General features: G+C 55.6%; 20 protein-coding genes and 1 riboswitch. Of the genes, 13 read left to right on the plus strand and 7 right to left on the minus strand.

Translation table 11 applies throughout. The features are described 5' to 3' along the window. The first annotated feature begins 97 nt into the window (after positions 1-97). The 13 genes from obgE (at position 98) to leuC (ending at position 13,523) form a co-directional block, all read left to right on the plus strand. Complete coding sequence (gene obgE, locus M2418_RS21475) at positions 98-1,168, plus strand: GTPase ObgE (RefSeq protein ID WP_259148996.1); 1,071 nt, start codon at positions 98-100, stop codon at positions 1,166-1,168. Continuing rightward, positions 1,165-2,334 carry a glutamate 5-kinase gene (proB, locus tag M2418_RS21480; protein WP_259148997.1) on the plus strand — a complete coding sequence of 390 codons (1,170 nt, stop codon included), beginning with the start codon at positions 1,165-1,167 and terminating at the stop codon, positions 2,332-2,334. Before obgE ends, proB begins: the two co-directional genes overlap by 4 nt. Further along, the gene (locus tag M2418_RS21485; protein WP_259148998.1) at positions 2,327-3,613 is read left to right on the plus strand and encodes a glutamate-5-semialdehyde dehydrogenase; all 1,287 of its coding nucleotides are present in this window, start codon (positions 2,327-2,329) and stop codon (positions 3,611-3,613) included. Before proB ends, M2418_RS21485 begins: the two co-directional genes overlap by 8 nt. Then, positions 3,588-4,241 (plus strand): nicotinate-nucleotide adenylyltransferase, encoded by a 654-nt coding sequence (locus M2418_RS21490; RefSeq protein WP_259148999.1) that lies wholly within the window; start codon positions 3,588-3,590, stop codon positions 4,239-4,241. The genes M2418_RS21485 and M2418_RS21490 overlap by 26 nt, the downstream gene beginning before the upstream one ends. Positions 4,242-4,342: 101 nt before the next feature. Then, positions 4,343-4,771, plus strand: a complete 429-nt coding sequence (gene rsfS / locus M2418_RS21495; RefSeq protein WP_246788134.1) for a ribosome silencing factor — start codon at positions 4,343-4,345, stop codon at positions 4,769-4,771. 162 nt (positions 4,772-4,933) lie between these two features. After that, a complete protein-coding gene (gene rlmH / locus M2418_RS21500) occupies positions 4,934-5,416 on the plus strand; it encodes a 23S rRNA (pseudouridine(1915)-N(3))-methyltransferase RlmH (protein ID WP_250984188.1) in 483 nt (160 codons plus the stop codon). A gap of 101 nt (positions 5,417-5,517) precedes the next feature. Beyond that, positions 5,518-6,942, plus strand: coding sequence for a murein hydrolase activator EnvC (locus M2418_RS21505; RefSeq protein ID WP_259149000.1), 1,425 nt, complete (start codon positions 5,518-5,520; stop codon positions 6,940-6,942). Further along, positions 6,932-8,260, plus strand: a complete 1,329-nt coding sequence (locus M2418_RS21510; RefSeq protein WP_250984190.1) for a S41 family peptidase — start codon at positions 6,932-6,934, stop codon at positions 8,258-8,260. Before M2418_RS21505 ends, M2418_RS21510 begins: the two co-directional genes overlap by 11 nt. Before the next feature lie 65 nt (positions 8,261-8,325). Then, positions 8,326-9,522: a divergent polysaccharide deacetylase family protein gene (locus M2418_RS21515; RefSeq protein ID WP_250984191.1), complete on the plus strand. Its 1,197-nt coding sequence runs from the start codon at positions 8,326-8,328 to the stop codon at positions 9,520-9,522. 47 nt (positions 9,523-9,569) lie between these two features. Further along, positions 9,570-10,085: an RNA pyrophosphohydrolase gene (locus M2418_RS21520; RefSeq protein ID WP_259149001.1), complete on the plus strand. Its 516-nt coding sequence runs from the start codon at positions 9,570-9,572 to the stop codon at positions 10,083-10,085. 104 nt (positions 10,086-10,189) lie between these two features. Beyond that, complete coding sequence (locus M2418_RS21525) at positions 10,190-10,987, plus strand: transporter substrate-binding domain-containing protein (protein WP_259149002.1); 798 nt, start codon at positions 10,190-10,192, stop codon at positions 10,985-10,987. A 49-nt stretch (positions 10,988-11,036) separates the two neighbouring features. After that, positions 11,037-11,852 (plus strand): amino acid ABC transporter permease, encoded by an 816-nt coding sequence (locus M2418_RS21530; RefSeq protein WP_250984194.1) that lies wholly within the window; start codon positions 11,037-11,039, stop codon positions 11,850-11,852. Between the two features lie 261 nt (positions 11,853-12,113). Further along, positions 12,114-13,523 (plus strand): 3-isopropylmalate dehydratase large subunit, encoded by a 1,410-nt coding sequence (leuC, locus tag M2418_RS21535; RefSeq protein WP_259149003.1) that lies wholly within the window; start codon positions 12,114-12,116, stop codon positions 13,521-13,523. 87 nt (positions 13,524-13,610) lie between these two features. On the opposite strand, the gene M2418_RS21540 is transcribed toward leuC, so the two are convergent. The 7 genes from M2418_RS21540 to M2418_RS21570 all read right to left on the minus strand — a co-directional run bounded on the left by M2418_RS21540 (position 13,611) and on the right by M2418_RS21570 (position 22,003). Further along, a complete protein-coding gene (locus M2418_RS21540; RefSeq protein WP_246788154.1) occupies positions 13,611-15,035 on the minus strand; it encodes a M48 family metalloprotease in 1,425 nt (474 codons plus the stop codon). Positions 15,036-15,409: 374 nt separating this feature from the next. Continuing rightward, positions 15,410-16,129: a thiamine ABC transporter ATP-binding protein gene (thiQ, locus tag M2418_RS21545; protein ID WP_259149004.1), complete on the minus strand. Its 720-nt coding sequence runs from the start codon at positions 16,127-16,129 to the stop codon at positions 15,410-15,412. Then, positions 16,126-17,751 (minus strand): thiamine/thiamine pyrophosphate ABC transporter permease ThiP, encoded by a 1,626-nt coding sequence (gene thiP, locus M2418_RS21550; RefSeq protein ID WP_259149006.1) that lies wholly within the window; start codon positions 17,749-17,751, stop codon positions 16,126-16,128. Before thiP ends, thiQ begins: the two co-directional genes overlap by 4 nt. Before the next feature lie 31 nt (positions 17,752-17,782). Further along, positions 17,783-18,805 carry a thiamine ABC transporter substrate binding subunit gene (gene thiB, locus M2418_RS21555; protein WP_259149007.1) on the minus strand — a complete coding sequence of 341 codons (1,023 nt, stop codon included), beginning with the start codon at positions 18,803-18,805 and terminating at the stop codon, positions 17,783-17,785. Positions 18,806-18,846: 41 nt separating this feature from the next. Then, a riboswitch (TPP riboswitch) is annotated at positions 18,847-18,955 on the minus strand. A 75-nt stretch (positions 18,956-19,030) separates the two neighbouring features. Beyond that, positions 19,031-19,423 (minus strand): VOC family protein, encoded by a 393-nt coding sequence (locus tag M2418_RS21560; protein ID WP_192490520.1) that lies wholly within the window; start codon positions 19,421-19,423, stop codon positions 19,031-19,033. 96 nt (positions 19,424-19,519) lie between these two features. Then, positions 19,520-21,346 (minus strand): ABC-F family ATP-binding cassette domain-containing protein, encoded by a 1,827-nt coding sequence (locus M2418_RS21565; protein WP_259149009.1) that lies wholly within the window; start codon positions 21,344-21,346, stop codon positions 19,520-19,522. 3 nt (positions 21,347-21,349) lie between these two features. Further along, positions 21,350-22,003 carry a thiamine diphosphokinase gene (locus M2418_RS21570; protein WP_259149010.1) on the minus strand — a complete coding sequence of 218 codons (654 nt, stop codon included), beginning with the start codon at positions 22,001-22,003 and terminating at the stop codon, positions 21,350-21,352. Positions 22,004-22,083 lie beyond the last annotated feature (80 nt).

Here is a 22,083-nt window from a genome sequence, read left to right on the forward strand (position 1 = left end):
GCCGCCCGTCACGATAATCTTTGACGTGCGGGCAAAGCGCCTATATTCCAAGCGACAAAAGCAATGTTGCGTAAACGGCTGACAGAACGGCACTACAATGAAATTTCTCGATGAAGCAAAAGTCTATATCAAGTCCGGTGATGGCGGCGCAGGCGCTGTATCGTTCCGGCGCGAAAAGTTCATCGAGTTCGGCGGACCGGATGGCGGTGACGGCGGACGTGGTGGCGATGTCTGGGTGGAAGTGGTCAACGGCCTTAACACGCTGATCGATTTCCGCTTTCAGCAGCACTTCAAAGCGTCGATCGGCCAGCATGGCATGGGCAAGACCCGTACCGGCGCCAAGGGTTCTGACGTGACGCTGAAAGTGCCGGTTGGTACGCAGATTTTTGAAGAAGACAATGAAACGCTGATTGCCGACCTGACCAAGGAAGGCCAGCGTTTCCGTCTGGCCGCCGGTGGTAACGGTGGTTTCGGCAACGCCTATTTCAAATCCTCGACCAACCAGGCACCGACCTGGGCAAATCCTGGTTTGGCCGGTGAAGAAAAAACCGTTTGGCTGCGTCTCAAGCTGATTGCCGATGCCGGTCTGGTTGGTTTGCCGAATGCAGGAAAGTCCACTTTCCTCGCCACGGTTACCCGCGCGCGCCCGAAGATTGCCAACTACCCATTTACCACGCTGCATCCCAACCTTGGCGTTGCGACCATCGATGGCCGCGAATTCGTGCTGGCTGACATTCCGGGCCTGATCGAAGGTGCGCATGAGGGCGTTGGTATCGGCGACCGTTTTCTCGGTCACGTCGAGCGGACGCGCGTATTGCTGCATCTGGTTTCTGCGCAGGAAGAAAAGGTTGGCCAAGCTTACAAGACGGTCAAGGCCGAGCTTGAGGCCTATGGCGGTGGTCTGACCGACAAGGCGGAAATTGTCGCCCTTTCACAGATCGACGTTCTCGACGAAAAAGAACTGAAGAAAAAAGCCAAAGAGTTGGAAAAGGCGTGTGGACATCCGCCACTTCTGATTTCGGCAGCGACCCATGCCGGCATGACGGAAGTGTTGCGTGCGCTGCGTGACATTATTGTTTCTGCAGCAGGCGGTGAAACTGCGCTGCCAGACCGTTCCATGCCGATCGAGGACAGAAGCGGTGAGGATGACGGAGACGACCGGTTATGAGCGCAAAGCGCAAACCTGTTTCCAGCCACCACCGCATCGTTATCAAGATCGGTTCGGCTCTGCTTGTTGACCGTAAGAGCGGTCTGAAAAAAGACTGGCTGGACGCGATTTGCGAAGACATCGCCGCTTTGAAGGCAAAGGGCGCTGATGTTCAGGTGGTGTCTTCGGGTGCGATTGCGCTTGGGCGTACTGTCCTTGGTCTCCCATCCGGCGCATTGAAGCTGGAAGAAAGCCAGGCAGCGGCAGCAGTTGGCCAGATTGCTCTGGCCCGCGCCTGGTCTGAGAGCCTTTCGCGGCATGACATTATTGCTGGACAAATCCTGCTGACGCTGTCTGACACAGAGGAGCGCAGGCGTTATCTCAACGCCCGCGCGACCATCAACCAGCTTCTGAAGATCGGCTCCATTCCGATCATCAATGAAAACGATACGGTTGCGACAACCGAAATCCGTTATGGCGACAATGACCGTCTTGCAGCTCGGGTTGCGACGATGACCGGAGCCGACCTTCTGGTGCTGTTATCGGATATTGACGGGCTTTATACGGCGCCCCCGCATCTTGATCCCGACGCCAAGTTTCTCGACAGTATTGCAACGATCACGCCTGAAATTGAGGCAATGGCAGGTGGCGCTGCGTCGGAACTGTCGCGTGGCGGCATGCGCACCAAGATTGATGCTGGCAAGATTGCGACGGCTGCCGGTTGCGGCATGATTATCGCGTCCGGCAAGACCCTTAATCCCCTTCGTGCGATTGACGAGGGTGCGCGGTCCTCGTGGTTTGCGCCGTCAGGCACACCTGTCACCGCGCGCAAAACCTGGATTGCCGGACAATTGCAGCCTGTCGGTGAAGTGCATGTCGATGCCGGTGCACAGACTGCGCTTTATGCCGGAAAAAGCCTTTTGCCAGCCGGCGTGCGGCGGGTGAGCGGCAATTTCGGGCGCGGCGATGCCGTGGCCATCATCGGCGTGGACGGGCGTGAAATCGCGCGTGGTCTTGCCGGTTACGATGCCGAAGAGGCCCGCCAGATTACTGGGCACAAGTCCTCGGAAATTGAAGCTATTCTGGGTTATGTCGGACGTTCCGCCATGATCCATCGCGACGATCTCGTTATGACCGGCGCAAGTGTGACCGTATCAGCCGTAAAGAAGGATGAAATCCATGCCTGAGCAGGCCGTGAGCCGTAGCCATGATATTGACGGACTGATGAATACGATCGGTCTTCAGGCGAAAGCTGCTGCGCGACCTCTTTCAGTGGCGTCGACGGATCAAAAGAACCGTGCGTTGCTGGCTATGGCGTCTGCGATCGAGGCATCGAAAGACAAGATTCTTCAGGCCAATGCGATAGACCTGGCGGCTGGTAAAAAGGTGGGCCTTGCTGCCTCCTTTATTGACCGCCTGACCCTTGATGAAACCCGTATTGCTTCGGTCGCAGAAGGCATTCGCGCCATTGCGGCACTTGCTGACCCGGTCGGTCAGGTCATTGCCGCGTGGGATCGCCCCAATGGCTTACAGATCGAACGCGTGCGGACCCCGCTTGGTGTTATCGGCGTGATTTACGAAAGCCGACCCAATGTGACTGCGGACGCTGGCGCGCTTTGCCTCAAGGCGGGCAACGCGGTCATCTTGCGCGGTGGTTCGGACTCCTTACATTCGTCGCAAGCAATTCATGCCTGCCTCGTTGAAGGTTTGAAAATTGCCAACCTGCCGGAACATGCCATTCAACTGGTCCCCGTTGCCGATCGTGCAGCGGTCGGTGCCTTGCTTGGCGGCCTGAATGGCACCGTGGACGTCATTGTCCCGCGCGGCGGAAAAAGCCTTGTCTCGCGGGTGCAGACGGAGGCCCGCGTGCCGGTTTTTGCGCATCTCGAAGGCATTTGCCACATCTACGTGGACAAATCCGCTGACCTTGCAATGGCCGAAAAGATTGTTCTCAACGCCAAGATGCGCCGGACCGGTATCTGCGGTGCCGCTGAAACCCTGCTTATCGATAAGGCTGTTGCTTCCACGCATCTGGAGCCGCTGGTCAAGGTTCTTCTTGATGCGGGTTGTGAAGTTCGCGGTTCCGAAGCCGTTGAAAAGGCCATTTCCGGTGTGAAGGCCGCGACCGAGGAAGACTGGCGCACCGAATATCTGGATGCGATCATTTCGGTCCGTCTGGTGGACGGAATTTCCGGCGCGATCGAGCATATCAGCACCTATTCCTCCAACCATACGGAAGCGGTCATTGCCGAAGATGGCGCGGTTGTTGAACGCTTCTTCAACGAGATCGACTCAGCCATTCTGCTGCACAATGCCTCAACGCAATTTGCGGATGGCGGAGAATTCGGCATGGGTGCGGAAATCGGTATCGCGACCGGCAAGATGCATGCGCGTGGTCCGGTTGGGGTGGAGCAGTTGACGTCATTCAAATATCGCGTGCATGGCACCGGCCAGATACGGACCTGACGTTTTGATGGCAGACCCTGTCAACCGGCATTACCTGACCATGCCGCATGTGGAGCGCGGCATGGTGGTGGGGCTGTTTGGTGGGTCGTTCAATCCACCACATGGTGGGCATGCGCTGGTCGCAGAAATCGCGTTGCGCCGTTTGGGGCTGGATCAACTGTGGTGGATGGTGACGCCGGGCAATCCACTTAAAAACCACAAGGAACTTGCCCCGCTTTCCGCGCGCATCCAGGCGTGTGAACATCTGGTTCATGATCCACGTATCAAGATCACGGCCTTTGAGAAGTCATTCGGGGTCAGTTATACCGCCAATACGCTCAAGAAGATCAAGGCTAGAAACCCGGGAGTCCGGTTCATCTGGATCATGGGGGCAGACAATTTAAAGAGCTTCCACCGCTGGCAGAAATGGCGGGAAATCGCCGAGACATTTCCAATTGCAGTTATTGATAGACCGGGAGCGACCCTGTCCTATTTGTCATCCACGATGGCGCAGGCTTACAGTCATGCGCGTGTCGATGAAGATGACGCCGGCGTATTGTGGACCAAAAACGCCCCAGCCTGGACCTTTGTCCATGGTCCCCGCTCGACCTTAAGTTCGACGGCTCTGCGCAATTCAGTGAAGAGATAAAAGGTGATTTAAGCGATCCCTTGAAAACCGGTGGCTTTGATGCCACCTTCATGTAACGGATCGAAAAAAGAATCGGTTCGTTTTGTGCTTGTTTTGTCATTATGAAAGGACAACCTCTGACAACAGTACACGCTAAGGGAAGAGCATCCGTTGCTATCCCGAAGGGTCATGACAGTGGCGCCGATGCCGCCAGACGTGCCCTCGAAACCGTCATCGCCAGCCTCGATGACTCCAAGGCAGAAGATATCGTTACCTTGAATATTGCCGGGAAATCGGCGCTCGCTGACTACATGGTTGTAGTTTCCGGGCGATCGAGCAGGCATGTCTCGGCTATCTGTGAGCACCTTATTTCAGACCTCAAGGATGATGGTTTCCGTAACTCCCGCGTAGAAGGGCTGGAAACCGGTGATTGGGTTCTGATCGACACGGGTGACATTATCGTGCATGTGTTCCGTCCGGAAATTCGTGTGTTTTACAACATCGAAAAGATGTGGGCGACGCCGGATATCGAGGAAGAAACACTGCACTGAACGAAAGCTCCCTCTGAACTGGATTTCAGACCAGGAGCATTCTTGAGTGTCGTCAAGCGCGGCCGGACGATGGGCGTCTGGCCGGAAAAAATTCCGCGGTCATGTCATTGTTCAGCGTTCTGACCCTTGCTACCGTTGATCATCAACCAATGTGGAGCAGGAATGCGGATTGCGATTTTTGCAGTCGGGCGGCTCAAATCCGGTCCTGAGAAGGATCTTGCGTCGCGTTATCTAGACCGTTTTGCCAAAAGTGGTCCGGCCATCGGTCTTGAGTTTTCACGGGTGATCGAGGTGGCTGAAAGCCGTGCATCGAATGCCGAGACCAGAAAACGCGAAGAAGCGGCACTGCTTGAGAAACATTTGACCGACGGGGCAGCGCTTATCTTGCTGGATGAGCGCGGCAAGGCACTTGATAGCCCGGCCTTTGCAGATGCCATCGGCAATCTGCGTGATGGTGGCAAACGTGATCTTGTCATTGCCATCGGTGGTGCAGATGGTCTCGATCCTGCCCTTTATGAAAAAGCCTCAGCTGTTTTATGTCTCGGGAAACTGACCTGGCCACACCAGCTTGTTCGAATCCTGATTGCCGAGCAGCTTTATCGCGCCGTTACCATTCTTTCGGGGCATCCTTACCACAGGGTATAAGGAATCACGCCATTGTGTTGCCTGAATAAAAGGATGTTGTTGGCTGGCGATTGCGAAGCAGAGTATGTTAATCGCTTGATTTTGATTTTCCAGAAAGCGGCATGAACCGGAAAAGCGCCCACACCAGATGCGTGACCTCTGCGGGAGCAGCCTTGGCTGTCTCTCTTTTTGTGCTTGCGCAGGGTGTGTACGCGCAAGAGCCGGTGGCTGCGCCCTTTCCGACCCAGGCTGCACCGACCGAACAGAATGGGCAGACCGCGCAGCCAGACGCCCTGAATGACCTTGAAGCGCGGCGTGATCGTAATCGCGAGGACTTGCAAGAGCTGGTCGATAGTATCGGTCTTTCCGAAGACAAGGCTCGACAGCTGGAAGAAAGCATTGCGTCTCTCAATCAGGACAGCAGTCGTATCCGCCAGGAATTGATCGATTCTGCGTCGCGTAGAAAAGATCTTGAACGCAAGATTGAAGAGGGTGAAGACCGGCTGGCCAAACTTGGTGTGCAAGAAGACGGCGTGAAGGCGTCGCTTCGTGAGCGTCGGGGTGTCTTGGCTGAAGTGTTGGCTGCTCTGCAACGTATGGGGCGTAATCCGCCGCCTGCCCTGCTTGTTTCGCCTGAAGACGCTCTCGCATCCGTGCGTAGCGCCATTTTACTTGGAGCTGTGGTTCCCGGTGTGCGGCATGAGACAGACAAGCTGGTCGCGGACCTCAAGGCATTGACGGATGTGCGCAAGGCCATCGCCAGTGAGAAGATTGACCTGACCGCCATGATGACGGCAAAGCTCGAGGAAGAAAAGCGCCTCGACCTGTTGCTCGCTGAAAATGACAGGCAGGGAACGCGCACGGCTGCGGACCTTGAAGCGGAACGCAAACGCTCTGAAGAACTTGCCTCTAAGGCAACCAGTCTTGAAAGCCTTGTTGCCTCATTGGAAAACGAGATATTCTCCGTCCGTGAAGCCCAGGAAAAGATGCGCGCCGAAGAGGAGCGGGTTCGTCGTTTGTCGGAAGATGAGCGCGAGCGTGAAAGGGCAAATGCCGATGCTGGCATGCCCGATAAAAACCGTATTGCGCCCGCATATCCGTTTGCAAGTCTGAAGGCCAAACTGGATATGCCGGTAACGGGCGATGTGCTGAGAAAGTTTGGCGATGCCGATGGAACTGGCCATACCTCTCGCGGTGTTGTGATCGCAACCGGTCCCGGCGCACTGGTAACAGCCCCCGCAGACGGGTATGTTGTTTTTGCTGGAGAATTCCGCAGCTATGGCCGAATGATTATTCTCAATACAGGTGACGGGTACCATCTGGTACTGACCGGAATGGATGCGATAAGAACCCGTCAGGGTATGTTCGTGTTTTCCGGTGAACCCATTGCTTCCATGGGAGCAAAAAGAGTGGCCAGTGCAGCAGCATTGGCGCTGGAAACTGATAGGCCAACGCTTTACATAGAATTCAGAAAAGACGGTGTGCCGGTTGATTCCCAACCTTGGTGGACCGCAAAAAATACCGGAAGGGCGCACAATGATTCGTAAGGTTTCGCTTCTGCTCATCGGTGGACTCATGGGTGCCACGGCGATGAGTGTCATTTATTCTGCGAGCATCCCGGCGCAGGCCGCTGGGCCGTCTACCTATAAGGAATTGTCGATTTTCGGCGACGTATTCGAGCGCGTGCGTGCACAATATGTAACGCCACCGGATGACAAGAAGCTGGTTGAGAACGCCATCAATGGCATGCTCAGCTCTCTTGATCCGCATTCAAGCTTCCTCAATGCGCAGGATGCTACCGATATGCGTAGCCAGACCAAGGGTGAGTTTGGTGGCCTCGGTATCGAAGTGACCATGGAAAATGAACTGGTCAAGGTTATCACACCAATCGATGATACGCCTGCCTCCAAGGCTGGCATCTTGGCTGGCGACTTCATTTCGGAAATCGATGGTCAGCCGGTTCGCGGTCTCAAGCTCGAGCAGGCCGTTGAAAAGATGCGCGGTGAGGTCAAGACACCGATCAAGCTGACGATCATTCGTCAGGGTGCTGACAAGCCGCTTGATATCACCGTTATGCGCGACATCATTGCCGTACGTGCCGTCAAGTCGCGTGTTGAAGGTGACAATGTTGGTTATCTGCGGGTGATCTCATTCACTGAAAAGACTTATGACGATCTCGAAGCCGCGATCAAAAAAATCAAGGCCGAGGTACCTGCTGACAAGTTGAAGGGTTATGTTCTCGACCTTCGCCTCAACCCGGGCGGCCTGCTTGATCAGGCGATCAACGTATCGGATGCCTTCCTTGAAAGAGGTGAAGTGGTTTCGACCCGCGGCCGTAACCCGGAAGAAACCCGTCGCTTCAACGCAACCGCGGGCGATCTGACGGACGGCAAGCCGGTTATCGTTCTGGTGAACGGTGGTTCGGCGTCTGCTTCGGAAATCGTTGCCGGTGCTCTGCAGGATCTGCGTCGTGCCACCGTTGTCGGCACTCGCTCGTTCGGCAAGGGCTCTGTCCAGACGATCATCCCGCTGGGTGAAACCGGTGCGCTTCGTCTGACCACGGCGCTCTATTACACGCCATCGGGCAAGTCCATTCAGGGCACAGGTATCGAACCTGATATCAAGGTCGACCAACCGCTGCCGCCAGAGCTTCAAGGCCGCATTCGCTCCGAAGGTGAATCCAGCCTGCCGGGTCACATTCAGGGCCAGAGCGAAACGGACGAAGGTTCGGGTTCTGCTGCCTATGTGCCGCCGGAAGCCAAGGACGACATTCAGCTGAACTACGCGCTTGATCTGCTGCGCGGCGACAAGACCGACCCGTCTTTCCCGCCAAACCCTGAAAAAGCTGTCGTAACCAAGCAGTAATAAGGGGCGCCGGTTTTCCGGCGCTTTCCCTACCCCTGCATACAACAATCGGGATAGGCCGCGTTTTGGTATCTGAACTGCGCAAACCCTTGGGGCAAGATCGTAAGGAAAGCGCCGGCAAAAGCCGGCGTTTTTCTGTTGCTGCTCTTGCCGGTACCGTTGCGCTATGCGCGGTTCTGGGATTGTCTGTTTACACAGTGATTGCTCCTGACAATCTGGCAAAATCAGGCCTCGATCCACAATCATCGCCTGACGTTGCGCAGGCGGAAAGAACTCCGTCGCCTCAAACCAAAACGGAAAACGAAACGGCCGGACTTCCCGTCAGCAGTGGCCGGTCCGGCGCAAATGTGCGCCAGGAAACCACCGAGGACGGCAATGTCGTATCGGTGTTTTCGCCCCGCCCCCGGGACGGTGACGGTCCGGTTTTGATGACCGGTCAGACCTATGGTCAGAATCCACGTATGGCGACCATGCCGAACGAAGATCTGCTGGAGGATTCTGCATTTGGCAAATTGCCGAAAACAGGAGCCGATGGTTTGCGTTCGCTGGAACAATATGCCCGTCCATGGTCTGGCGCGCGTGGTACACGTATTGCCATTGTGATTGGCGGACTTGGCCTTAGCCAGACCGGCACCCAGAACGCTATCAGAACATTGCCACCGGAAATCACGCTTGCCTTTGCAGCCAGCGGCAACAGCTTGCAGCGCTGGATGCAGGAGGCGCGGCGTGAGGGGCATGAAATTCTGCTGCAGGTTCCTTTTGAACCGTTCGGTTATCCCGGTAACAATCCCGGTCCTGATACCTTGCTGGTTGGCGACAGCCAGAAGATCAATATGGAGCGCCTACACCGTTCCATGGCCAAGATCACCAACTATACCGGTGTGATGAATTACCTTGGCGGCCGCTACATGGCTGATGCCAAGATGCTGGAACCTGTTTTGCGTGACGTCAGCGAGCGCGGGCTGCTGTTCCTTGATGATGGTTCTTCGGCGCAATCCCAGACCGGCGCGGTCGCCAAAGCTTTGGCAATGCCGCACGCGTTTGGCGATATACAGATCGACGAACAGGTGAACCGTTCATCCATCATGACACGGCTTGATGATCTTGAACGTCTGGCGCGTCGCAACGGCTCGGCGATTGGCGTTGCCTCGGCCTTTGATGAGAGCATTACCGCGGTGTCCGACTGGGTCTCCGAAGCGACATCACGCGGCATTGAGATCGTTGCGGTTTCGGCGCTTGTTTCTGACAGGCCGGGACAGTAAAGATCGCTGCTGCGGCTATCGGATGCCGTTTTCCGTGAGGACTGTTCATGACAATCAAGCCTGAAGATTTGCCTTACCGTCCCTGCGCCGGGATTATGGTGCTGAATGCGCAAGGGCTGGTTTGGGCCGGACGACGTATCCCTGAAAAGAACTCGGAATATGATGGCTCCAACCAGCTGTGGCAAATGCCTCAGGGCGGCATTGATGATGGCGAAAAGCCGTTGAATGCTGCCATTCGCGAGCTTTATGAAGAAACCGGCATGCGTAGCATCACCCTGCTCGCCGAAGCGCGCGACTGGATACATTACGACCTGCCGCCTCATCTTCTTGGCATTGGTCTCAAAGGAAAATTCCGTGGGCAGGCGCAGCGCTGGTTTGCTTTCCGTTTTGACGGCGACGAAAGCGAGATCGAGATCAATCCGCCACCAACCGGCAATCATCCGGAATTCGATGCCTGGAGCTGGAAGCCGATGGAAAGCCTGCCGGACCTTATCGTGCCGTTCAAACGCGGTGTGTACGAGCAGGTTATCGCCGAATTCCGGCACCTCTCTCCGCAGGCCTGATTTAACCGGATCGTTTTAAAAGCCGCATGTTTCAAGCCAATTTGTTTCTTGTCTTTGCGGCTTGAAATGTGACATTTTCACCGCTCCCGCCACAGGAGAAAGACATGTTTTTCAGACGTACGCTGCTTGCCGGCATCATGGCCGCAATTGTTGCCCCTTTCACGGGTTTTGCTGCCGATCTTCCCGACCTTAAAGGGCGTACGGTGGTCGTGGTCACGGAAAATGCTTACCCGCCGCTGCAGTTTGTCGATCCTAAGTCTGGCAAGGCTATCGGCTGGGAATATGATGCGGTTGCCGAGCTTGCCAAGCGTTTGAACTTCAAGGTCGAATATCAGAACATCTCTTGGGACGCGATGATCCAGGTGGTTTCGGATGGCCAATATGACATCGGCATGACCGGCATCAGCATCAAGGATGACCGCAAGGAAAAGGTCGACTTCTCCGACCCCTACATGCGCTCGGAAATGTTCATGCTGGTGCGGGCTGATGAAAACCGCTTTACCGATGCCAAGAGCTTTGCTGGCTTCGACAAAGGCCTTGTTGGCGCGCAGGCTGGAACAACCCCATTTTACACCGCCGTTTATGATGTTCTCGACGGCAACGAGCAGAACCCGCGTATCAAGCTGCTGGAAACCTTCGGTGCCAGCGTACAGGCGCTCAAGACCGGCGACGTTGATCTGGTCCTGACCGATGGAGTTGCCGGCAATGGTTACGTAGCCGCGTCCAACGGCACCTTGAAGCTGATTGGTGCGCCTTTGGGTGGCGATGATTTTGGCTTCATCTTCAAAAAGGGCTCGGACCTCGTCGCACCGATCAATGCAGGTATCGCGGCCCTCAAGGCAGACGGCACCATTACCGCGCTCGATAAGAAGTGGTTCCTCGACTACAAGCTTGGCGAATGAGTGAAATCATCGCCTGCATGCTGATTTCCGTTTATCGGAAATTGTCACGATGAGTTTTATCAAACACAGCACCACGGAGAAGGACTTTCCGTGGTGGCTCGTTGCATTGGTCGTGATCGGTGCCGGACTGGCTGTGACAATCATTGCCACAGACCTTTACGCGCAGGTTTTTTCCACCGTTGTCAAAGGCATCGGTATCACCATCTTCGTGACGCTCGCAGCTTTTTTTCTTGCTGTCGTGTTTGGCCTCGGCATTGCGCTACTCGGTCTGTCGGACAATGTGGTGCTGCGGCAGATTGCGCGCTTTTACATTGAAGTTATCCGCGGCATCCCCATCCTCGTCTTGCTGTTCTATATTGCTTTTGTCGGGGCGCCGGGTCTTGTCAGTCTCTACAACTGGGTGACTACGCCGCTTGTGTCGGCAGGCTGGTTGGAGCCGGTTCTGGTGCGTGACTTCTCGCTGGTCTGGCGGGCGATTATCGCGCTTACGATTGGTTACGCATCGTTTCTCGCGGAAATTTTTCGCGCTGGCATTCAGTCCGTTGACGAAGGACAGATTGAGGCCGCAAAGGCTCTTGGGCTTAATCGTTACCAACGGTTTCGGCTGATCATTCTGCCGCAGGCGGTCAGGACGGTTTTTCCGCCACTTTCCAACGACTTTGTATCGATGGTGAAGGACAGTTCGTTGGTGTCGGTGCTTGGCGTTGCCGACATAACCCAGATGGCCAAGGTCTACGCAGCTGGCTCGTTTCGTTTCTTCGAAACGTACTCGATCGTTGCCTATATATACCTGATCCTCACGGTTGGTTTGTCGCTTGTTCTCAGGCGTATTGAAAAGGCCATGCGGCGGGCTCCGGCTGGATAAGGCGAGCCCCCGTGTTCCTGCGTGTCATTGATATTGAAGCGCAGGCAGCAATCTGCTAATGAAATGGCCATGGGATCGAAATTCGGATGTCTCGCGCAAAATATTTTCGTGCTGCAGGATCATAAGCGTCTGCCGGCACGTTTCTTCGCGCGCTTGTCCGGGGCGCTCAATAGCCGACTTACGCTCGCCTGATAGCCCTTCAAGGCTGTCAGCCTTTTTGCGAAGCCCATTTCCCTTTTTCAATATCCGATGGATAAAGCCATGAGCGCACCCCGCACCCTCTATGATAAAATCTGGGATGATCACGTCGTTAATAGTGATCCGAACGGAACCTGTCTTCTCTACATCGACCGTCACCTTGTTCACGAGGTGACGTCGCCGCAGGCCTTTGAAGGTCTGCGTATGGCGGGTCGTCCCGTTCATTCGCCAACCCGCACACTGGCCGTGGTCGACCACAATGTTCCAACCACTGCTGACCGTCTTGAAGGCATCAAGAACGAAGAAAGCCGTATTCAGGTTGAAGCGCTGGCACAAAATGCCAAGGAATTCGGTGTTGAATATTATTCCGAGCGCGACAAACGTCAGGGTATCGTTCACATCGTCGGTCCTGAACAGGGCTTTACCCTGCCCGGCATGACGATTGTGTGCGGTGACAGCCACACATCGACGCATGGCGCGTTTGGCGCCTTGGCGCACGGTATTGGCACTTCGGAAGTGGAACACGTTCTGGCGACCCAGACGCTGATCCAGAAGAAGGCCAAGAACATGCTGGTGCGTGTCGATGGCAAGGTGCCGGAAGGCGTAACAGCCAAGGATATCATCCTCGCCATCATCGGTGAAATCGGCACAGCCGGTGGTACCGGTCACGTGATTGAATTTGCAGGCGAAGCCATTCAGTCGCTGTCAATGGAAGGCCGTATGACGGTCTGCAACATGACAATCGAAGGCGGCGCACGTGCGGGCCTGATTGCTCCGGACGAAACGACCTTCGAGTATATCAAAGGCAAGCCACGTGCACCGCAGGGTGAAACGCTGGAACAGGCAATTTCCTACTGGAAGACTCTGAAGTCTGACGAAGGCGCACATTACGACAAGATCGTTGTTCTCGATGGCGCCAATCTACCGCCGATCGTTTCATGGGGTTCGTCGCCCGAAGACGTTGTTTCGGTTCAGGGCACTGTTCCAAACCCGGATGACATCGCTGACGAAAACAAGCGTAACTCCAAGTGGCGTGCGCTGGCATATATGGGCTTGCAGCCGGGCACCAAAATGACTGACGTTGCCATTGACCGGGTCTTTATCGGTTCGTGCACCAACGGACGTATCGAAGATCTAAGGGCTGCTGCCGTGATGGTCGATGGTCGCAAGGTTGCACCAACCGTCTCGGCTATGATTGTTCCGGGTTCCGGTTTAGTAAAGGAACAGGCGGAAGCCGAAGGTCTCGACAAGATCTTCCTCGACGCCGGTTTTGAATGGCGCGAACCTGGCTGTTCGATGTGTCTTGCGATGAATGATGATCGCCTGCAGCCGGGTGAGCGTTGTGCGTCGACCTCGAACCGTAACTTCGAGGGACGTCAGGGCTACAAGAGCCGTACGCACCTTGTGTCGCCTGCCATGGCCGCTGCCGCTGCCATCGCTGGCCACTTCGTTGACGTGCGTGAGTGGAAATAAGATTTAAGACTGCCGAATATGATAAAGCCCTCAGGAAACGAAGTTTCCTGAGGGCTTTTTGTTCGGATAGAAGGCGTAATTCGCCGGTTATTCCGCGATGATCTTCACGCGCTGTCCGGGCTGCAACACTGCGCCAGCGCCCATCGCATTGATCATCTTGAACAGATCTAGTTTGCGGTCCGTGCCCATCATGCGCGCCGCCATAGTGGCTATGGTTTCGCCTGGCTTTGCCGTTACCACGCGCACGCGCAATGGCTTCAGGGAGGCGATTTCTGCACTGGTCATCTGCCGGAAGCTGGTACGCAAGACGTTGGCGACCGTATCAAGCTGTGGATTGCCCTTCGGCACAGCGGTCAGGAAGCGGAAAATCTGCTGACCCTGCCTGATGACAGTGACGTCGAAATCCCATTTTTCAGCTGTGGCGCGTGCAGTTGCCGCCTCTAGACCGTTGACTTGCGTTTTGCGCACGGTATTCGGCAAAAGCCCGGCCACCCAGCCGCTGGTCAGGTAATTGGCAAGATCGGTCTGCTTGGCATCTGCCACACCATCAAAACGGATGGCCATTTCGCCGGGGCCGGTTGCAAGAACGGCTTCAACCTTGTTGTCGATTTGGAAACCTTCCGGCACATCGAAACGAATGCCAAGGCTGCCATGCAGGAATGTCTGGCCACGTACATAGCCTTCTTGCGGACTGTCGCCATAAAGCAGGCCGTCAATGCCGTTCAGATACCATTCACGACCGCGATCTCCGACGCTACCTTCCTGCCCAAATGCGCGGGCATGGCGACGTGCCAATTCAACGCGCTGTGGCGCATTGGGGTGGCTGGAAAGGAAGTCGAGGCTCTGGTCGCTATCCGGCTCAACTGATGTGTAACGGGCATAAGCGGCCATGGAATCGAGGAAGCGCGCTGCGGCATAGGGGTCATACCCCGCCTCACCCAGCATGCGTACACCAATGACGTCTGCCTGCAACTCCTGCTGGCGAGAAAATGCTGCCAATCGCAGCTTGCCGCGCGCCAATGCCTGTTTTCCAGCCAGATCACTGGACAGCACTTCCGCCACAACACGGCTGGCAATCACCTCCGCCTCTTCTCGGCGCTGGCGTTCAATGCCGTGGTTGGCAGTGACGTGGGCCATTTCGTGCGACAGAACGGCGGCAACTTCCGACGCGTCGTTGGCGAGCGCCAACAGTCCGCGTGTCACATAAAGATAGCCACCGGGCAGCGCGAATGCGTTGATCGCCGGGGAATTGAGAATGGTAATGCGGTAGGATTGCTGCGGATTTTCCGAAACGGCCGTCAACGCGCCGGTAATGCGGGCAACCAGCCTTTCGGTTTTTTCATCGCGGTATTCACCGCCATAACTTGCAACAATACGCGGGTGTTCGCGTGCTCCCATTTGGGCACGCGGGTCATTTTTCTGAACTTCTTCAACAGTCTGCGGGTTGTCCGACGGGCGAACACTTGCCTGGTAGGATTGGCTGAACAGCGACTGGCATGCACTGAGCGTCATCGCAGCAATTGTCAGGCCGGCAACAGAGCGCACAAGTTTGCCATAACGCTGCGCGCGCGGATCAGATGTCCTTGCCGGCCTTGCTATTATGGAAATCGTCATCTTGTCAGTCAGTTCCTATGCCCCTGATGTTACGCACTGCTAGTTTATTGTGCGAATACTGTCCATCAATGGACACAAATTGTCACGCCTTGTGGTGTGCTATTATCGATGACGAATCTTTTCAATATTCTTGACCATCTTGCATGGCTCATCAGGCAACCAAAGTAAATTAGCAAATAGACGATCAAATAAACTCAATCCCCTGTTGAAGCCGTACTAAGCCGATTGCCACTTGCCCGCGTCGAAATTGTGGCGAACGGCGTGTGCCGCAGCTATCCCCTCAGGAACGTACGAATTTGGGGGATGTTCCCGTTCTCGGAAAAAATCTCCGGGGTGCCCTGGAACAGGATTTTCCCCTTATCCATGAACACGACATGTTTGGCCAACTGTTGTACTTCCTCGGGTTTGTGGGTGACCAGCAATACAGTGTTGCCGGTTTCCTGATGCAAACTGGACAGCAATTCAGCCATCCCGGCGCGCAAACCGGGATCAAGAGCGGCAAAGGGCTCATCCAGCAACAGAACCGAGCGGTGGCGCACCAGAGCCCGTGCCATGGCAACGCGTTGCCGTTCTCCACCCGACAGATTTGGCGGCAGACGCTTTTCAAAGCCCGCAAGACCGACACGCTGCAGGGCATTTGAAACGGACTGCCGCTCTTGCGCGGAAAGTTTCAGCGAAGGATTGATGCCGAGCGCTATATTGGTGAACACATCAAGGTGCGAAAACAGGTTGTTGTCCTGAAAGATCACCGAGACCGGTCGCTCGGCCGGGGCTAGGTGTGTGACGACCTGCCCGTCAATCATGATAGTGCCGGCATCTGGTGTTTCAAAACCAGCGACCAGATTCAACAGGGTTGATTTCCCTGAGCCGGATGGGCCGGTAATTGCCGTGATCGTGCCCTGCGGCAACTGGCAATCAAAGGAAAACTCCTGCGATCCAAGTTTCAGCGCTACATCATTAAAACGAATGCCGGAAGGAGCGGGTTCAGTCATTGGGTTTGCTCCTTGCGGGTTTGTGCGGTGCCTGCTCCGCCCATGGCCAATATCAGGCAGATCACACCCAGGATCAGCGCATACCCATCGGCGTCATTGGTGCGATAGCTGCCCATATTGCTGTAAACCAGCCAAGGCAGCGTGATAAAGTTCTGCGAGCCGAACAGGGCGATTGCGCCAAGATCGCCAAGTGACAGCGCCATTGCAAAGCTGAAGGCCGTTGCCAGGGGTTTACGCAGGATTGGCCAATGGAGGTAACGCAATCTGGCAAAACCATGCATGCCGAGACTGGCTGACAGTCTTCCAGTTCGCGCCTGGTGGGTCTGGAACGCCGGTTCAAGTACCCGCATAACGAAGGGCAACGCCATCAGCATGTTGATGCAGGCAACCAGCGCCGGTGCAAACAGCGTGATGTCGCCAAGCGGCCGTAACAGCAGGAACCAGCCACTCCCCAGCACCACTGGTGGCACCAGCAGCACCATGGATGCGCCACCGGACATCGTGGAGGCCATAAGACGTAGTGTCAGGTTTGCCTTGCGGTTGCCACGGATCGTCGAGCGCGCGTTGATGAGGGCGACGGAAATGCCAATGGCAATACTGGCTGAAACCAGCGCAATGGACAGGCTGGTTCCGGCTGCCCGCCAGAACACATCGGCCGCCAACAGGCGTGATAAGTTGGCGGTCGAGCCGGATATGGCGATACTAAGCATGGGTGCCACCATAAAAACCACAGCGGCGATAATTAGAATACCGTCGCGCAGCCGTACCTGAAGCCGTTTTCCATCATAGCGCTGGATTGCTCGGCCGTGGCTCAAACCCTCGTCGTCAGGTCTGGGCAGCCAGCTTAATAAGGCGAGCAACAACCCGGTCATGACGATTTGCAGAGTAGCAAGAGCAATGGCGCGTGGAGGATCGAAATCAAAGCGCAGCGATTGATAGATCGCCACTTCAAGCGTTGTCGCCGCAGGCCCGCCGCCCAACATCAGCACAAGGGTGAAACTGGTGGCGCAAAGCATAAAAATCAGCCCGGCGACACCGGGAACCAGTTTTATCAGCGCCGGCCATTCAATGAATCGGAAAATGGACCAGGATGGCATGCCAAGGCTTGCCGCCATACGCCAATATTCACCGGGAATACGCTCCAGCCCGGCCAGCAGCAAACGGGTAGCAAGCGGCAGGTTAAAGAAGACATGTGCCAGCAGAATTCCTGACAGGCCGTAAATGCTGAAAGGTTGTTCAACACCGAGTGATGTCAGTGTGGTGTTCAGGAAGCCCTGTCTTCCCCAGATGGCAATAAGGCCAAGCGCACCGACGATAACCGGTAGCCCCATGGGAACGGCCATAAGGCGGATAATCCAGATACGACCGGGAAACGCAGTTTGTCTTGCCAAAGCCAGTGCGACAGGCAGCGCAAAAAGGATCGATAGTCCGGTCGATAACGTTGCTTGATAGAGGGTGAAGCGCAGGATACGCCAGGTGTAGGTACCGAACAGCTCATCGCTTGCAGCACCTGCATCAAAAGACAGAAGGGCAAATGTGCCAAGGCCAATGAATGCGAGAACAGCGGCAAAAGCCGCCATTCCCGTGCCTATCGATTGCCGTTGTTCGGCCTTTGAAATCATGGCGCTGGCCCGAATTTCCGATTTGCAAAGGTTAGTTGATGCTCATGGCTGTCAGCCACTCATCAATCCATGCCTTGCGGTTCTTGGCCACTTCCTCAGGTGACATCAGGAATGTCTTGGTGGGAACAACAAGTTTGGAAAACGCCTCGGGCAGCGGTGCGCTGGTTGCCGCAGCCGGCATCATCCAGTTGTTTTCCGGTATGGCGTCCTGGAAGCCCGGTGTCAGCATGAAGGAGAGGAATGACTTGGCAAGGTCTTTCTCTGGGGCATTTTTCAACAGGCCGGCCACCTCGATCTGAATGTAATGACCTTCCGCGAAGCTGGCTGCCTGATAGCGGTCTGTGTTTTCTGCGACCATGTGGTAGGCAGGTGAGGTCGTGTAGGACAGCACCATTGGCACTTCTCCCTTGGTGAACAGGCCATAGGCTTCAGACCAGCCCGGCGTGACCGTCAAAATACGGTTATTGAGCTTTGCCCAGGCTTCCGGTGCCTGATCACCATAAACGGACTTCACCCACAGGAGCAGGCCAAGGCCGGGGGTAGAGGTGCGCGGGTCCTGAATTGCAATCTTCTGGGAAGGATCACCTTCGACCAGATCCTTCAGGCTCTGTGGCGGGTTCTTGATGGTCTGGGTGTCATAGATGATGGCGAAGTGGCCGTAGTCGTAGGGAACAAAGATATCATCCTTGAAGTCGCCTGGAATCTTGGCAGCTGACGTATCGATGCCGCTTGCCTCGAACAGGCCGGTTTCCTTGGCTTCAGCAACAAGGTTGGTGTCGAGCCCCAGAACGACATCGGCGTTGGATGTTTCACCTTCCATCTTGAGGCGCGTCAAAAGCGCAACGCCATCGGCAACACCGACAAAATTGACAGTGCACTGGCAATTTTTCTCAAATGCTTCCTTGACCTTGGGGCCAGGACCCCACTCGGACACGAAGCTTTCATAGGTGTAGACCGTCAGTGCCTTGTCGGCTGCAAATGCTGCGCCGGGCACGGCAAATGCCGCAAGCACCAGTGCCTTGGCAATCAGGGAATTGTTCAAAATGCTGCGCATCCGCGCCTCCTCTTTCATATGTTGAACGGGAATAGGGCGCTGATAATGAGCCGTCTAATCCCTCCGCCGGTGTTAACCGGATCAGGTTCTTCGGGTTGGCGGAAGCCTCTCAGCCTTGTCCACAAAGACAAAGCACCCCGTTAGAGCAAGGCAAGGTGTAATCTTACTGTCATCACTTGGCAAGATAGCCAGTCATGGCAACAGTCGGTGTTTGATCCGATGGTGTCAGGACTGCCCGGTCATATGGACCAGTTCCCAGACATGACCGTCGGGATCCTGAAAACTTCCGGCATACATGAAGCCATGATCCTGAATCGGTTTCCATTCGCGGCCGCCGGAGGACAATGCTGTGGCAATCATCCTGTCGATGTCTTCGCGGCTTTCTGCCGTCAGGCAGGTCAACACTTCGGTCGTGCGGGTGGCGTCGGCAATATCGCCGTTGATGAAATCACGGAAACGCTCTTCCTGAAGCAACATGACGAAAATGTTCTGCTCCACGATCATGCACAGCGTCCTCTCGTCCGAATATTCGGGATTGAAGCTGAAGCCGAGTGCGGTGAAGAAAGCTTTTGTCGTTTCGATATTGCGAACAGGCAGATTGACGAAAATCATACGCATTTTCTGAACTCCTCCATCTTTGCCAAGGAAAACGTAAAATCGCTTCCCTGTCAAAGACGGATGAAGAATAGAGGTTCCGGTATGGTGGAAGGAATTTTAGCCTTCCAGTTCCTCACGCAGCATTTCAAGCTCCAACCACTCTTCTTCCATGGTGACCAGCTTGTGTCGCAGCTTTTCCATTTCGTCGGCAAGCTTGCCAAAAGCTGTGGGGTCTTTGGTGAAGAGGTTGGGGTCGGCCATCTTTTCTTCGCGCTTGGCGATTTCGATCTGGGCCTTTTCCATTTCCTTGGGCAGGTTCTCCAGAGCGAACTTCTGCTTGAAGGACAATTTACCCTTGGCCTTTGGTGCATCATCCGACGCAGCTGAAGAGGAGGTGCTTTTTGCCTTTTCCTGCTTTTCCGCCCTGCGCTTTTCCTCGGCCGCGCCCTTGCGTTGTGACATCATGTCGGAATAACCGCCGGCATATTCGATCCAGCGGCCATCCGGCGCATCGGGGTTGGCTGGCGCAATGGTCGAGGTCACTGTTCTGTCGAGGAAGTCACGGTCGTGGCTGACGAGAATGACGGTGCCGACAAATCCGGCGACCACTTCTTGCAACAGATCAAGCGTCTCGATGTCGAGGTCGTTGGTCGGTTCATCGAGGATGAGAAGGTTGGTCGGGCGGGCGAGAATACGCGCCAGCATCAAACGAGCACGTTCACCACCGGAGAGATTCCTGATCGGTGTGCGGGCCTGTTCCGGCTGAAACAGAAAATCCTTCATATAGCCGGTTACGTGCTTCAGTTCGCCATTGACCAGCAGGTTTTCACCACGTCCGTCAGTCAGATAGTGCGCTAGCGTGTCATTCGGGTTCAGTTCTTCACGCTTCTGATCGAGCGTGGCGATGTCGAGATTGGTGCCAAGTTTGACCGTGCCGCTATCTGGTTGCAGCTGTCCGGTCAGCATTTTCAAAAGCGTGGTCTTGCCTGCTCCGTTTGGCCCAACCAGACCAATACAGTCGCCACGATGCACGCGCAGTGAGAAGGGTGCCACGATGGTGCGATCACCATAGGACTTGGTAATGCTGTCGGCCTCGATCACCAGTTTGCCGGATTCACGGGTATCGACAGCTGTGGTCTGCACGGAACCTTGCGGTCCCTTGTGGCCACGATGTTGAGCGCGCATCGCCTGAAGTTCGCCGACGCGGCGCATATTGCGTTTGCGACGGGCGGTTACACCATAGCGCATCCAGTGTTCTTCGCGCTCAATCGCCTTGCCGAGTTTGTGCTGCTCGAGTTCTTCCTCTTCCAGCACCTTGTCGCGCCATTCCTCGAAATGGGCAAAGCCGCGGCTGAGGCGACGCGAAGTACCGCGATCAAGCCATACAGTGGAGTTGGAAACTTTTTCAAGGAACCGACGGTCGTGCGAAATGAGGACCAGTGCGCTGCGGCTTTTCTGCAGTTCGTCTTCCAGCCATTCGATTGTCGGCAGATCCAGATGGTTGGTCGGCTCGTCCAGCATCAGGATGTCGGGTTCAGGTGCCATGACGCGAGCAAGCGCCGCACGACGGGCTTCACCACCGGACAGGCTTTTGGGGTCTTCCTTTCCCGTTAGGCCAAGGTGGTTAAGCAGATATGTAACCCGATAAGGATCATCGCCCGGTCCAAGCCCTTCTTCGGCATAGGCCTGTACGGTGTCGTAACCACTAAAATCCGGTGCCTGCTCAAGATAACGGATGGTCGAGGATGGGTGTCTGAACACCTCGCCGGATTGCGCTTCGACCAGGCCGGCGGCAATTTTCATCAGCGTGGACTTGCCGGAACCATTGCGACCAACGAGGCAGATACGGTCACCCGGTTCCACTTGCAGGTTGGCACCGTTCAGCAGTGGTGTAACGCCAAAGGTCAGCGTGATATCGTCAAGTTTCAAAATGGGAGGCGCCAAGGCTCAGGCTCCAGTCATGTCATAAGGGCGGGCAAGGATGATGGCTCTACCGCTTTTCAGGGAGAAGCGCACCGGACCTTCCGCAACGTTGGAAATTGTGCGGGATGTGCCGAAGGTCAGCGAATAGTCATTCAACGGATAACGGGCGTTCTCGATGTCAAGGCCGTCAAGATCGCTGAAACCGAGAACGGAAAACAGCGAACCGGCGGGTAAGTCGAGTGCTTTCTCGCCACCGGATACCAAGGGGTAGGCCTCTTCTTCACCCGATAGAAGGGTGACATCGTAACCTTTTTCCTTAAGGCTGATGGCATTCAGCATGTGCTGAAAGGCATGGTCGGTTCGGTCGCCACCCAGTGCGCCAATCAGAACGAGGCTTTGGGCGCCACGCTCAATCGCCTGCGAGACAGCGATCTCGCCGTCTGTTGCGGCCTTGCTTGCGGGAAAGGTGTGACGCTCCACATCCGGCCATTTGGTGAGAAGAGCGGTGTCGGTGGAATCAAAATCTCCCACCCACAATTCCGGTGTCAGCGACAGCGGCTGCGCATGGCGCATGCCATTATCAGCTGCGATGACGCGTGTTCCGTCTGCGGCTTTGCGCACGCGCTCGGTTACCGACAGGTTGCCGCCCAGCAGAATTGTAAAGCCCGTTTTTTCCATGCCCCGCCAATAGCCCAAATGTTCGCAGAAGGGAACGGCCAGCGCCTGCAAATGCGGCTATATTGATTTTCGTGGCATGC

It is taken from the genome of Rhizobium sp. BIGb0125 (genome assembly GCF_024810055.1).
Classification (GTDB): Bacteria; Pseudomonadota; Alphaproteobacteria; order Rhizobiales; family Rhizobiaceae; genus Agrobacterium.